General features: G+C 66.6%; 12 protein-coding genes. 7 read left to right on the top strand and 5 right to left on the bottom strand.

Annotation, left to right across the window (positions count from 1 at the left end; all coding sequences use genetic code 11):
• The first annotated feature begins 39 nt into the window (after positions 1–39).
• Positions 40–468: a DUF4879 domain-containing protein gene (locus FHS47_RS09925; protein ID WP_167026356.1), complete on the top strand. Its 429-nt coding sequence runs from the start codon at positions 40–42 to the stop codon at positions 466–468.
• 56 nt (positions 469–524) lie between these two features.
• Here FHS47_RS09925 and FHS47_RS09920 read toward each other — a convergent pair whose 3' ends face one another.
• From FHS47_RS09920 to FHS47_RS09910, 3 genes are all read right to left on the bottom strand, one after another.
• Complete coding sequence (locus FHS47_RS09920) at positions 525–1,016, bottom strand: hypothetical protein (RefSeq protein WP_167026353.1); 492 nt, start codon at positions 1,014–1,016, stop codon at positions 525–527.
• Between the two features lie 139 nt (positions 1,017–1,155).
• Positions 1,156–1,383: a 4-oxalocrotonate tautomerase family protein gene (locus tag FHS47_RS09915; RefSeq protein ID WP_167026351.1), complete on the bottom strand. Its 228-nt coding sequence runs from the start codon at positions 1,381–1,383 to the stop codon at positions 1,156–1,158.
• Positions 1,384–1,390: 7 nt separating this feature from the next.
• Complete coding sequence (locus FHS47_RS09910) at positions 1,391–2,125, bottom strand: SDR family oxidoreductase (protein ID WP_167026348.1); 735 nt, start codon at positions 2,123–2,125, stop codon at positions 1,391–1,393.
• A gap of 119 nt (positions 2,126–2,244) precedes the next feature.
• On the opposite strand from FHS47_RS09910, the gene FHS47_RS09905 reads away from it, so the two are divergent.
• The 3 genes from FHS47_RS09905 (at position 2,245) to FHS47_RS09895 (ending at position 4,663) form a co-directional block, all read left to right on the top strand.
• Positions 2,245–3,162: a LysR family transcriptional regulator gene (locus tag FHS47_RS09905; RefSeq protein WP_167026345.1), complete on the top strand. Its 918-nt coding sequence runs from the start codon at positions 2,245–2,247 to the stop codon at positions 3,160–3,162.
• Between the two features lie 65 nt (positions 3,163–3,227).
• A complete protein-coding gene (gene asd, locus FHS47_RS09900) occupies positions 3,228–4,085 on the top strand; it encodes an archaetidylserine decarboxylase (protein WP_167026342.1) in 858 nt (285 codons plus the stop codon).
• Positions 4,086–4,216: 131 nt separating this feature from the next.
• Complete coding sequence (locus FHS47_RS09895) at positions 4,217–4,663, top strand: hypothetical protein (RefSeq protein ID WP_208381897.1); 447 nt, start codon at positions 4,217–4,219, stop codon at positions 4,661–4,663.
• A gap of 3 nt (positions 4,664–4,666) precedes the next feature.
• Here the strand turns inward: FHS47_RS09895 and FHS47_RS09890 are convergent, their stop codons facing one another.
• A complete protein-coding gene (locus FHS47_RS09890; RefSeq protein WP_167026339.1) occupies positions 4,667–6,196 on the bottom strand; it encodes a transglycosylase SLT domain-containing protein in 1,530 nt (509 codons plus the stop codon).
• Between the two features lie 138 nt (positions 6,197–6,334).
• Between FHS47_RS09890 and FHS47_RS09885 the strand changes: the two genes are divergently transcribed.
• The 3 genes from FHS47_RS09885 to greB are packed head-to-tail and all read left to right on the top strand — an operon-like array spanning position 6,335 to position 9,593.
• Positions 6,335–7,831, top strand: coding sequence for a helicase HerA-like domain-containing protein (locus FHS47_RS09885; RefSeq protein WP_167026336.1), 1,497 nt, complete (start codon positions 6,335–6,337; stop codon positions 7,829–7,831).
• A gap of 2 nt (positions 7,832–7,833) precedes the next feature.
• The gene (locus FHS47_RS09880; protein WP_167026333.1) at positions 7,834–9,096 is read left to right on the top strand and encodes a DUF4013 domain-containing protein; all 1,263 of its coding nucleotides are present in this window, start codon (positions 7,834–7,836) and stop codon (positions 9,094–9,096) included.
• The gene (gene greB / locus FHS47_RS09875) at positions 9,093–9,593 is read left to right on the top strand and encodes a transcription elongation factor GreB (RefSeq protein ID WP_167026330.1); all 501 of its coding nucleotides are present in this window, start codon (positions 9,093–9,095) and stop codon (positions 9,591–9,593) included. The genes FHS47_RS09880 and greB overlap by 4 nt, the downstream gene beginning before the upstream one ends.
• Here greB and FHS47_RS09870 read toward each other — a convergent pair.
• Entirely contained in the window at positions 9,584–13,144 is a 3,561-nt protein-coding gene (locus FHS47_RS09870; RefSeq protein WP_167026327.1) for a transporter substrate-binding domain-containing protein, read from the bottom strand. The two genes, greB and FHS47_RS09870, sit on opposite strands and share 10 nt — an antisense overlap.
• Positions 13,145–13,207 lie beyond the last annotated feature (63 nt).

Here is a 13,207-nt window from a genome sequence, read left to right as displayed (position 1 = left end):
AAGATGTTCCACGGTCATGTCGACCGTGGAGGAATCATCATGAAATACGCCACCACCTTAACAATTGCGCTCGCTGCATGCCTGATCGCCGGTACAGCGCAAGCCAATAACCTTACTCGCGTAGCCGTCTATTCAGTCGAATCGTCTCAGGGCGGCACAGAGCGTGTGTCGTCAGGGAACTCTTCCACCTCGCGGGATCACGGCGGCGCCAGGATGCACATCACCACAGAGGAAATCGGGTACGGCAACAATCCGCAAGCACGTTTGCTTGGCTTCTCCTTGCGTGAGATCCGGACGGTCCCTCTATGCAACGTCCGGGGCCGCGCCCTTCCCTGCAATGGCCGCGGCACCGTCGTCGGCTACCGCCGCACATGGGACGCCAGCGGCCGCGACGGCGGCAACTTCGAATACATGGTGATTCCGAACGGCATCGGCGGCGTGCGACGGGTGAGCCTGCAAGTGCGGTAATCGAAACCGGCCGGCCGGGTGGTCGGCCGCTTCCGGATGGCCGGGTGCCTGCTCGCTCAATCCTTCGCCAACGCGCTGCCCATGTGGATCACGAGGTTGTCGATGCGCAGGATGCCGCCTTCAAAGGTCGTGTTCAGGTGTATCTCGCGGATCGTCGCGCCGGGCGGCGCATGACAACTGTAGTTGCCGGCGTGAACGGTGGCGCCGGACCACGACGCGGTTTCCGGGCCGCTGCTGAAGACGCAGCCAAGCTGCACGGCCTGTTCGCCCGGCGTCTGGATCCAGTAATCGAAGGACGCGTCGCTGCCGCGAAGTCCAGGTGCCAGCACGATGCTGGTCAGGTTCGCGCTCTTGCCCACGCCCGGGCGTATCGCGAGATAGCGGCCGGCGAGCGGACGCATGCCTGCCTCCGCTCGCTCGCCATAAAGAAACGGGCCGCGTTTCGAAGCGGCAATGCTGAACAGGCCCCCGGGATCCTGGAACGGCGTGGCGATGCCTCCGCTGGGAAGGCTATCGAAACCGATCGCCTGTGCGGCGCCGGGCGACATGACCTCCTGTGCTCTCGCCGAAGCAAGAACACAGAAGAAGAGGAACATTCCGGCAAGGTGCGTGCGCATGGCGACAGACATCGGCTCATGCACGTGAAGAAACCGTACAGAATGCGCGACCTTGCCGAAACGGCCTGCCTCAACGCTTCACGCCGCCGCTTGGCCCGGGATCCGGCCCTCGCAGTTGCGATGTCGGAACACCGCGGTAACCCCAGTCCTCCATGGCGACCTCCTCGATCACCACGTGTGTCAGCTCAGGCGACTTCCCGAGCACCCGCTCCAGCGTTTCGGTAATTTCGGCGATCACCTGCGCCTTCTGCGCAGGTGTGTTGCCTTCACGCGTGATACGAACATTGACGAAGGGCATGACGGCGTTACCAGCGACCGGTGCTCGCGCCGCCGTCGACCGGCAACACCACACCGTTGGTGAAGGAACTGCGCACCAGATAGACCACCGCCTCCGCGATGTCTTCCGGACGGCCCAGCCGATTCATCGGATTCAGACCGCTGAGGAATGCATGGGTCTCCGGCGAGTGCATCGGCGTGTCGATGATACCCGGGGCGACCGCGCTCACGCGCACGTTATGCGGCGACAGCTCGAGCGCCAGCGCACGGGTGACATCGTTCAGACCGCCCTTGATCAGCACGGCCATGGCCGCGGTGACGTTGCGATCCGGCTGGAGGCCCAGGTTCGCGGTGATGTTGACGATATGGCCCGACTTGCGCGCCGCCATGTGCCGCGCGGCGACCTGGGACGGGTAGACGACGCCGCGCAGGTTGGTGTCGATCATCGCGTCGATGTCCTGCACGGTGTAATCGGCGAACGGCTTGGCAATGAAGATGCCGGCATTGTTGACCAGCACGTCCACCGAACCGAACGCCTCGATGGCGTGGTCGAACAGACGCTCGGCCGTTTCGGGCAGCGCGATGTCGCCTGCGACGGTGAGGAAGCGGTCGCTGTTGCCGAGGACCTTGGCCGCCTCGTCCAGGCGAGCCTGGCTGCGACCGTTGCCCACGACGTTGTAGCCGAGGTCGAGGAATGCCTTCGCGACGGCAAAGCCGAGGCCGCTGGAGGCGCCGGTGACGATAACGGTGTTGCGGGTGCTCATGGGTTGCTCCGGATAGGGATGGATGCCGGCGCGTGGCCGGGCCTGACGCACAATCTATTGATGCGCCGGGTGGCAATAAATATGATCCGAAGCAAATAACCTATTACATGGTGTAACTCATGCATCGCCAGTTCGACGACCTGATGCTCGGCAGCATCGAGCTGTTCTGCCTGGCCGGCGAGCTGGGCGGCTTCACTGCGGCGGCCAGCGCCGCCGGCGTGACTCCGGCGGCGGTCAGCCGGTCGGTGGCGAGACTCGAGGCCCGGCTGGGTGTACGGCTGTTCGTACGCAGCACACGCCAGATCCGCCTTACCGACGCGGGGCGCGTCTACATGGAGCAGTGCCGCCAGGCGTTGGCGCAATTCGCCGATGCGGAGCGCATGGCCAGCGGACAGGAGGCGCAACTGTCGGGACGCCTGAGGATCAGCGCACCCACCACGTACGCGCACTACCGTCTGCTGCCCGCCCTGCCCGCGTTCCATCGCGAACACCCCGGCATCCATCTGGACCTGCACATCAGCAATCGCAACATCGGCTTCGCCGACGAAGCCTTCGACCTCGCGATTCGCGTTCGCGCACCCGTCGATTCGTCCCTGATCGTGCGTCACCTAGAGGACAGCGCACTTGTCGTGGTTGCCGCGCCCACGTACCTCGCTGCGCACGGCGTCCCTCGCACGCTCGCCGACCTCGCCCGGCACGAATGCATTCAGTTCGATCTACCCAGCAGTGGCCGGCGCATTCCCTGGCTCTTCCGTCAGGACGGCGCGGACGTGGAGTTCGAGGCCGAGAGCAGCTACACGGTCTCGGAAGACGTGCTCGGCGGCGTCACGCTCGCGCGGGCCGGCGCCGGCCTGTTCCAGGCGTACCGGTTCGTGGTGCAGGAGTATCTGGAAAGCGGCTCGCTGGTCGAAGTGCTCGCCGACTTCGGCGGCCGGTCCCGCCCCTACAACCTTCTCTATCCGCACAGCCGTTTCGTGCCGCCGCGCGTGCGTGCCTTCATCGATTTCCTTACTGCCCGCGTGGCTGCGACGCCGTGAAGGCCCGCGCCGGGGGTCACCCGGGCGGGTGGGTGCTTTCCGTCCCGTCCCCTATACTCCCGCGCATGAAGCCCAACGTCCTGCTGCAGTACATCCTCCCGCACCGCTTCCTCTCGCGCATCGTCTACTGGGCAACCCGGTGGGAGTGGACCCCGTGGAAGAACTTCCTGATCCGGGAGATCGTGAAGCGCTACGACGTGGACATGAGCCAGGCGGCGCAGCCCGATCCGTTCGCGTACCAGCACTTCAATGCGTTCTTCACCCGCAAGCTGAAGGCCGATGCACGCCGGGCCGACCCCGATCCAGGCACGATCGTGTCCCCCGCGGACGGTCGCATCAGCCAGTCCGGGCGCATCCGCGACGGCCGCATCTTCCAGGCCAAGGGGCAGGAATACACGGCCGTCGAACTGCTGGGCGACGAAACCGCGGCAGCGCCGTTCCGTAACGGAAGCTTCGTGACGATCTACCTCTCGCCGCGGGACTACCACCGGGTGCACATGCCGCTGGAAGGCGAACTCACGGGTACCACGCACGTGCCTGGCCGCATCTTCAGCGTGGCGCCGTTCGCGGTGGAAGCCATTCCCCGCGTCTTCGCCCGTAACGAGCGGCTGGTGTGTCATTTCCAGGGCGTGCACGGCCCCTTCGTGTCGGTGATGGTCGGGGCGATCCTCGTGTCCAGCGTTGCCACCGTATGGGACGGCCTGGCCATTCCGCCGTATGCGTCCGATATCCGTCACCACGATTGCCGCGACCGGCATGTGAAGCTGGAGCGCTTCGCCGAAATGGCCCGCTTCAATATGGGCTCCACGGTCATCCTGCTGTTGCCCGAGGGCTATGTGCTCGACGATCTCAAGCCGCAACAACAGGTTATCGTCGGACAGCGGCTGGGGCGCTGGTCCGGAGCCGCCACCGGGAACGCATGACGAACCGCGTCACAATGTGACGAAAACGTCTTACATTTGACGCATGGCCGGGGTATTCTCCCCGGACCGCTGCCTCCATCGGGGGAGAGGCACGGGACCGCAAGAAGCATCCGTACTAGGGGAAGTCGTCCATGCGTCTGGTCACCCATCTCATCGCTGTCAATCGCGAAATTCGTCTTCGCCGGCAGCTCGCCGATATCGAACGCGTGGTACTCGCCCTGCCGGTGCGCGCGCATGCCGACCTCCAGCAACTGGTAAGGCGCGAGATGGAACAGGCCGCGGCTTGCGATTTCCCCCACCTGTACGGCACGCCGCCGGAAGAACGCTACAGCACTTACGGCCATGGACCGGATATCGGCCTTGGCAAGGCGCGCTCGGAAAATCCGTTGATCGCCACGCGTGGCGTCGCCCTGTGGATTGCCGCCGTCTACCACGAGACCCTCGATTCGCGCCGCCCGGGCATGGAAGAACTCCATCGGCAGATCCTGCGCCTGATGCGCCAGATCAAGGAGTTGTCCGCGTCGGAACGACGTGAGCCCACCGCGAGCTGGATGAGCGGCCCGCAAGCGGTGGCGTAAATCTCAGCGGCAAACCGGCACGCGAATCGCCTGCCCCACCGTCAAGTGGTGCCCCTTCAGCCCGTTCAAGCGCGCTATGTCTTCCACATCGGCGCAGCTGCTCTTGCGCGCGATGCCCACGAGCGTGTCGCCACGGCGCACGGTGTATTGCCTTGACCCGCGGGACGGCGACTTCGCGGCGGACGGCGACGGGCCGTTCGCCAGCGCGGCCGACGTGGCCGCCGGCGGCGGAGGTGCCACGATCTTCACCGCGTTGTGCAGGTCGCTGGCGAGGATCGGCCAGGGACCGTCGGTGCAGGTGGCGGCATACGCTTTCTCGAGTTGCTTGGGCACTTCGAGCCGTGTCCCGACCGGTTGGCTCATCTGCGGATCGAGACGCGGATTGAGGTTTCGCAACGTGCGGAACCAGCCCTCCGACATGCCCTGCGCGGAGCCGAGGCAGACGGTGAGTTCGGCTAGCGACGCCGGGCGCTTCAAGACGAGTTGCCCCGGCTCGCCGTCGATCTTCGGCCAGTTCAGGTGGTAGCTGTCGGGGTGCAGGAACAGCCAGGCGGCGGCCAGCACCATCGGAACGTAATCGCGCGTCTCGGCCGACATCTGCCCATAGATCTGCGGATCGTAGAAGCCCGCGCCCGGATTCGCCGCGGCAAGGCGGCGCATGCGCCCCTCGCCGGCGTTGTACGCCGCAAGCGTCAGTTCGAGGTTGTTGTTGAATACACCCAACTGCTCGTCGATGTATTCGGCATTGGCCTGCGCCGCCATGGTGGGATCGAAGCGCTGGTCGAAGCCGTCGGTGTTGGAAAGGCCAAAGCGCAGGCCGGTGGCATACATGAACTGGAGCGGCCCCGATGCCCCGGAGCGCGACACGGCGTGCACCTTGCCTCCGGATTCCTTGGCCATGATGCCGAAGAGCAGCGCCTCGGGAAGGTCGGCTTTCTTGTATGCCGGCCACATCTTGTAGCGGAGCATCTGGTAGTTGACGTAGGCGTCCATCAGGTTCGGACGCAGCTGGGTCAGCCACATTTCCAGCGCCGCCTTTACCGGCCCGTTCATCACCATGAGGTCGGAAAACTGCTGGCCCTTGAGCATCGTAACGCTGCGCTGCGCCTGCGGCAGCGCGCCGACCACGAGCGACTTCGAGGCATCGCCCGGCTGGGCGCCCACTTCGGCTTCCTGCTCGGTGTCGTCGGCGTCCTCGCCCTCGATGAAGCTGCCGTCCTTGAGCCGCAGCAGCCGGTCGAACACGGCGGCGAAACGTTGCTGGTCGCAGCCGGCCGTGAGGGCACAACGCGCCGAGGCGTCCTTCAGCTGGTCGAGCGACTGCTTGCGCGTGCGGGCGGCTTCCGGGGTGTCGCCGCGGCGGGCCTGGTCGATCGACGCCTCATACCCCTTGCTCGCCTGGTTCATCCGGTCGTACAAGGCATTGACCTCGGGAGTGGCCTTGCCGGAGGAACGTGGGGCGCCGCTCGATGCGCAGCCGGCAAGGATCGCAAGCGGCAGGATGAGGAAAGGTCGCGGGATACGGACGGACATGCACAGGCTCGGGGGTAAGGCATTGCCGGCAACGTTACCCCCGGGGGCCGCGAGACTCAAGCACCAAGGGCCGAAAAATCGCCGTAAACACGCGCCGTTGCGTAAACTTGCTCAGGTCACGCTTAAGAAGGACGAACCATGACGACGATCCTCATTGGCCGCGGCGACGAGGGCTCGGTGTCCCTCGATTCCCGCTACGGCAATCGCCACGGCATGATCGCGGGGGCCACGGGCACCGGCAAATCGGTGAGCCTGATGCTCCTGGCGGAGGGCTTTTCGCGCATGGGCGTGCCCTGCTTCCTCGCCGATGCCAAGGGCGACCTGGCCGGATTGGCGCAAGCCGCCGGGGCGCCCACAGAGAAGCTGACCGCGAGGCTGCAGAAACTCAGCGTTGCGGACTGGAAGCCGCAGGCCAATCCCGTGGTGTTTTGGGACATCTACGGCAAATCCGGGCATCCCGTGCGAGCCACGGTGTCGGAAATGGGCCCCACCCTGCTTTCGCGCATCCTGGAACTCAACGACACCCAGGAAGGCGTGATGGAGGTGATCTTCCGGGTCGCCGACGACGAAGGCCTGCTCTTGCTCGATCTCGCCGACCTGCGGGCGATGCTCGGCTTCGCGGCCGAAAACGCGAAGGACATCTCGGCCCGCTACGGATTGATAAGCGCGCAGAGCGTGGCCGCCATCCAGCGCGCCCTGCTGAAGCTCGAACAGGATGGCGCGGATGCGTTCTTCGGCGAGCCCGCGCTGGAGCTGTCCGACCTGATGCGCCAGGACATGAGCGGCCGCGGCGTCATCAGCGTGCTCGCCGCCGACACACTGATCCTGAAGCCCCGGCTCTATTCCACGTTCCTGCTCTGGCTGCTGTCGGAACTGTTCGAACAGTTGCCGGAAGTGGGCGACCTGGACCAGCCGAAGCTCGTGTTCTTCTTCGACGAGGCGCATCTGCTGTTCGATGACGCGCCCGCCGCGCTGCGCCAGCGCGTGGAGCAAGTGGTTCGCCTCATCCGTTCCAAGGGCGTGGGCGTGTATTTCTGTTCGCAGAACCCGGACGACGTGCCTGGCGAGATACTCGGGCAGTTGGGCAACCGCGTGCAGCATGCGCTGCGCGCGTTCACGCCGCGCGACCAGAAAGCCGTGAAAGCGGCTGCGGAAACCTTTGCGCGCAATCCGAAGCTCGACGTCGTGGAAACGATCGGCACGCTCGGCACGGGCGAAGCACTCGCCTCCATGCTGGGCGACGGCGGTGTGCCCTCGCCCGTGCAGAAGGTGCTGGTCTCCACGCCGGAATGCCGCATCGGCGCCATCACCCCGGAAGAACGGGCAGCGGTGCGTTCGCGGTCGCCGGTAGGCGCCAAGTACGACACGCCGGTGAACCGCGAATCCGCGCAGGAACGTCTCGCCGCCCGCGCCGGCGAGAAGAACGCCGCCGACGCGCCGCCGGTGAAAACACAGAAGGAAGACGACGGCGATTCCACCTGGGGCGATGCGGTTCGCGACGCCGTGTTCGGCACGAAACGCCGCCAGGGAATGATCGAGACCATGGCGAAGTCGATGGTGCGCACCGCCGGTTCGCGTGCCGGGCAGCAGATCGTGCGCGGCATCCTCGGCAGCATCTTCGGCGGGCGCCGCTGACCATGCAGCGTCATGAGCTGGCCGACGCGAGCACCCCCTTCGCCGAGCGTGCCCGCACCGGGTGGCGCTATCCCATGCGGGGCGCCGCGCCGATCACGATCGGCGCCGTCACGCTGTTCGAATCGCTGGCCTTCCTCCCCATCACGGGGTTCCGGCTGCTGGTGGTGGTGCTGGGGTGGATCGCCATCTACACGTATGCCTTCGAGTGCCTGCGCCGAAGTGCCGACGGCTATGCCGATCCGCCGGAGATAGCGGTCCATGCCGAGGACAAGACGAGCGTTGCGCTCATCCTCATCCAGCTCACCGGCAACGCCATCGGCGTGCTGGCGCCGATCTTCCTGGGCGTGCCGGGCCTGCTCGTCTCGCTGGCATTCGCTTTCGTATTGCCCGTGATGACGATGTCCCTGACCTTCGACGGCGTGGGCGCAGCGCTGAACCCGGCGACATGGGTGGCCGCGATCGCTCGTTTCGGCGGCGCCTATCTGGTGCTGTTCGCCGTAATGCTCGCCAGCAGCCTGCTGCAAGCGGCCGCGCAATACGCCATGAAGGATCACGGCCCCACGTTCTTCGGCACCATGGGTTACTACCTCGTCGCGAACTACCTCACTGTGTACAACTTCCATCTCATGGGCGCCCTCATCCACCATCGGCACGAGGCGCTGGGCTATCGGCCGGAATCGGAGACGATCGCCGAAGCCATCGAGCCTGACGACGACATGGCGCTGCTTGCGCATGTGAACCTCATCGCACGCGAGGACGTGCCCGCCGCCACGGACATCCTCACCGAACGGCTGCGCGAAGGGCTGGCCCCCGCGGCGCTGCACGGGCGCTATCGGGAACTGTTGCGTGCGCAGGGTCGCCTGCCGGAACTGCTGGTGCACGGCCAGATATGGATCGCGGCCCTCGTGGCAGGCAGGGAACAGCGGCGCGCGCTTGGCGTGGTACAGGACTGCCTCGACGTGGACCCCTCGTTCCTGCCGGACGACACGCTCACCTGCGGCCCGCTCGCCGACACCGCGGCACATGGCGGCATGACCCGGCTCGCGCTGCATCTCTCGCTCAGCTACCTGCGCACGTGGCCCGCGGACATGGGGGCGCCCCATTACGGGCTGCTCGCCCTGCGCATGCACGAACGGTTGGGACAGGTGGCGGAAGCGGCGGCGTTGGGCCGTCGCCTTCTCGCGGAACATCCGGAGCACCCGTTGGCCGCCGATATCGAAGCGTTGCTGGCATCCCTTGCCCTGACGCGAAAGGCGCACACATGAGCCGCTGGCGTCCACCCTCCCCCTCGTCCACGGCGATCATCACGCGCGATGGCTTCGAGCGGTTGAAAGCCGAACTCGACCATCTATGGCACACCGTGCGCCCCGAGGTGGTGAAGGCGCTCGCCGCTGCCGCGGCCGAAGGCGATCGCTCTGAGAACGCGGAATACACCTATCGCAAGAAGCAGCTCGGCGAGATCGATCGGCGTGCCCGTTACCTCAGCAAGCGCATACCCGTGCTGAAGGTCGTGGAGGCATCGCCCACGCAACGCGACGCGGTGTTCTTCGGCGCCACGATGGAACTGGAAAACGTGGAAACCGGGGAAACGGTGCGCTATCGCATCGTGGGGCCCGACGAGACCGACGCGCGCAAGGGTTGGATCAGCGTGGATTCGCCGCTGGCGCGCGCCGTGCTGAAGAAGCGCATCGACGACGAATTCGACGCCGAGCTACCCGGCGGCCGCACGCGTTTCGCCGTGCTCTCCGTCGCCTACGACTGACCGCCGTTCGCGGACAGGGATTCGGCGCACCGCTCCAATCCGTCGGCGAAGCGCGCCACGTCGGCCGCGAAGGCATCGAGGGCCACCGGGTCGACCTCGCCGCCTTCGCGCAGGGCGAGCTCCATCTGCTCGCCCCGATCGCCCACTGCGAAATTCCCGAAGACGTTCACGCCGCCCAGCACGTGGTGCAGCCAGCCCGCCACCTCCTCCGTATCGCCACGCTCCAGCAAGGACGGCAAACGGCGAAGGGCATCGCGGGTGGTGGCGACACCGGCACGGAGCACCGTCGCCACCTTGTCGTCGGTGCCGAACACACGCCGCATGCGCGCCATGTCGAGTTCGGGCGATGTCTCGGCAGGCGGCGCAAGCCATCGCTCGATGGCGGCATGGAAGGTATCGAGCCTGATGGGTTTGCGCAGCAGGTCGTCCATGCCCGCGGCGAGACAACGCTCGCGCTGGTCGGAACGCGCGTCGGCCGTCATCGCGACAATGGGCAGGTGTCGTCCGGAGCCTTCCTCGCGCCGGCGGACTTCCCGCGCCAGCTCGTAGCCGTCCATGCGCGGCATGTGGCAGTCCACCAGCAACAGGTCGTACGGCGCGGCATCCAGTGCGGCCAGCGCCGCGACGCCGTCTTCCACCACATCGCAGACATGGCCACGCATCGCGAGTTGCACGCGAACCAGTTCCTGGTTCACGGGATGGTCCTCGGCCAGCAGGATGCGCGCTTCGCGCCGCGCGGAAGCCATCGCGGGCGCCGGGACGGTGGATGCGTCGGCCGGCGGCGGGGGCGCCTTCGCCACCGGCAATGCCAGGGTCACGGTAACCGTGGTGCCGCGCGCAGGCTCGCTCTCGATGGCGATATGCCCGCCCATGCGTTCGATCAGCCGTCGCGAGATGCTCAATCCCAGGCCCGTGCCGCCGAAACGACGGTTGGTGGACGAGTCGGCCTGACTGAAAGGTGCGAAGACATGGCGCAGTTTCGCCGCGTGGATGCCGATGCCCGTGTCCGTCACGACGATACGCACCCCCTGCCGCGCACCTTGCTGGCCGTCCGCACGTACTTCCACGCGCACTTCGCCGCGTTCCGTGAACTTGATGGCGTTGCCGAGGAGGTTGAGCAGCACCTGGCGAAGCCGGCCGTCGTCCACCACGAGATACGGCGCCAGCGTATCGTCGATGGTGGAACGCAGCAGGAGCCCCTTGGCCTCCGCCTGCGCGGCGAGGATGGCGATGGCGCCCTCGACGATGGCCCGCACGTCTGCCGGCCGTGGATCGAGGTCGAGGTGCCCTGCCTCGATCTTGGAGAAGTCGAGCACGTCGTCGAGGATGTGCAGCAACGCTTCGGCCGAGTGCTCGATGGTGGAGACCATGCTGCGCTGGGATGCGTCGAGGCGCGTCCGCTCCAGCACGTCGAGCAGACCGATGACCCCGTTCATGGGCGTGCGGATTTCGTGACTGATGGTGGCGAGGAAGTCGCTCTTGGCACGCGTGGCGGCCTCCGCCTCGTCGCGTGCGCGCGCCACGCCCTTGGCCGCCAGTTCCTGCGCGGTCACGTCCACCCAATAGCCGTTCCAGCGCACGGTGCCGTCGGCCGCCGCCAACGGCACGGCATCGGAACTCAGATAACGCATGCGCCCGTCCACCTGCGCCCGTACGGTGACGTGCAACGGCTGGAGCTCGCGCGCGGAACGCTCGAACGCCGCGCGCAGCTTCTCGCGGTCCTCGTCCGGGATGCCGGCGAGCATCGTCGCCTCGCCGGCGAGCAGTTCGGCGGGTTCCATGCCGAGGATGCTCTGCGGATCGCCGCCGACATAGGTCATGGCGTAGGTTCCGTCCGTACCGCGCACGGCTTCGTAAACCACCGCCGGCACGTGCGCTGTCACTTCGGCGAGACGGCGCTCCGTGCGCTCGCGCCGCCGTGTTTCGCGGCGCAGGTTGAGGTACGCGTAGCTGATCGCGACCAGTGAAACCAGCAGGACCGCGACGAACGGCAACACGCGGCTGGCGATCTCGTGCCACGTGGGGCCGACGATGTAATGCGAGGCGAACCACGTGTTGCGGATCTCCTGCTGTCGATGCACGGGCAGGTTCACGAGCGCGCGGTTGACCAGCGGCAGCAGCGGTGCAAGGTCGCGACTGACGCCGATCGCGATGGCCTCGCTGTCGCCGGTGGGCGCGGCGACCTTCAACTGCCCGAGGAACGCATCGCGGATGTGGTAATCGACGGAAGCGAGGTTGCCGACGAAGGCATCGCCCTCCCCTGCGGCGAGGCGGCGCATGCCTTCCCGCTCGGTGTCCACCGGCATCGCCTGCACGTTGGGAATGCCTTTGAGCAGACGGCGGATGGGATCGCGCGTGACGTTGCCCAGCACCCGTTTTCCTGCGAGGTCTTCCACCCCGGCAATCGTAGGCGAGCCCTCGCGCGTGACGATCATGATGGGAAAATCCAGGTACGGCACGCTGGGTTCCAGGTGCGGGAACGTGGCGCTCTGCGGATTGATCGCCGCGACCAGGTCCACTTCGCCGTTGCGCACCTTCTGTACGGTATCCGCCCAGTTCTCGCTAGGCACCTGGGTGAGCCGGATGCCCAGCTCCGCGGCGACCTCGCGCACATAGTCCAGCGCGAGCCCTTCTGCCTCGCCTCTTCCCGAGAGAAGGCTGAAAGGCGCATAGCTCGGGTCCACCCCCAGGCGAAGCGCCGGCAGGGCCTTCAGCCACGCCTTCTCCTTCGCGCTGAGCGGAATGCCGGCCTGCTGCGGCCGGGGCGCGATGTCCCTGCCGATCCACCGGGCGCGCAGGCGTCCATGGTCGGCGGCCGTGAGCTCGGCCAACGCGTCGTCGATGGCCCGGCCCAGGGGCGCGCGGTCGGCCGGTACCGCGAAGGCGAGCGCACTGATCGGCAGCGCCAGCGGCGCGCCCACACGGAGTTGCGACTCCAGCCCCAGGCGGGAGACGAATTCCCGTGCGGAATAGGGATTGTCGAGATAGGCGGTTACCTCGCCGGAGCGCACGAGCGCCAGCGCCTCGGCCGTGGACTTGGTTTCCACGAGCGTGGTTTCGGGAAGTTCGCGGCGCAGCGCCGCCAGGTCGAAATAGCCCGTGTGCACGGCGAGCCGCTTCCCACGCAGGTCGCCCGGGCGATGGACGACGGGGGCGTCCGCGCGCTCGACCAGCGCGGGCAGCGATTCGAAATAGGTGGCACCGATGCGAATGCCCGGCATGCCTTTTTCCACCGGGGTGACCGAGGTGGCGACATCGATTTCCCCCCGTGCCAGCGCACCGAGCAATTCCGGCCAGCTGGAAAAGATCCGCGTCTGCAGCGTGACGCCCAGTTCCTTCGCAATCTGGCGAAGGTAGTCGGGCCCCAGGCCCTCCAATTCGCCGTCCCGCAATTCCTCGAATGGCGGATAACCCTCCTGGTAGGCGCCCACCGTAAGCACCGGGTGGTGCCGCAGCCATTCCGCGTCCTGGCGCGACGATGGCGCATCGGCAGATGCGTTCGCCGTCAGGGCAAGCACGACCAGGATTAACAGGAGCAGGCGTCGAATCACTTGGCGGGGTTCGTTGCGGGGGCGTTCGTGGGCATAATCGGTCCGAAGTCGGCAGTACCGCAA

It is taken from the genome of Luteibacter sp. SG786 (assembly GCF_011759605.1).
Taxonomy (GTDB): Bacteria; Pseudomonadota; Gammaproteobacteria; order Xanthomonadales; family Rhodanobacteraceae; genus Luteibacter.
Note: the sequence above shows the minus strand (reverse complement) of the source record. Positions and strands in the feature narration are given on the sequence as shown.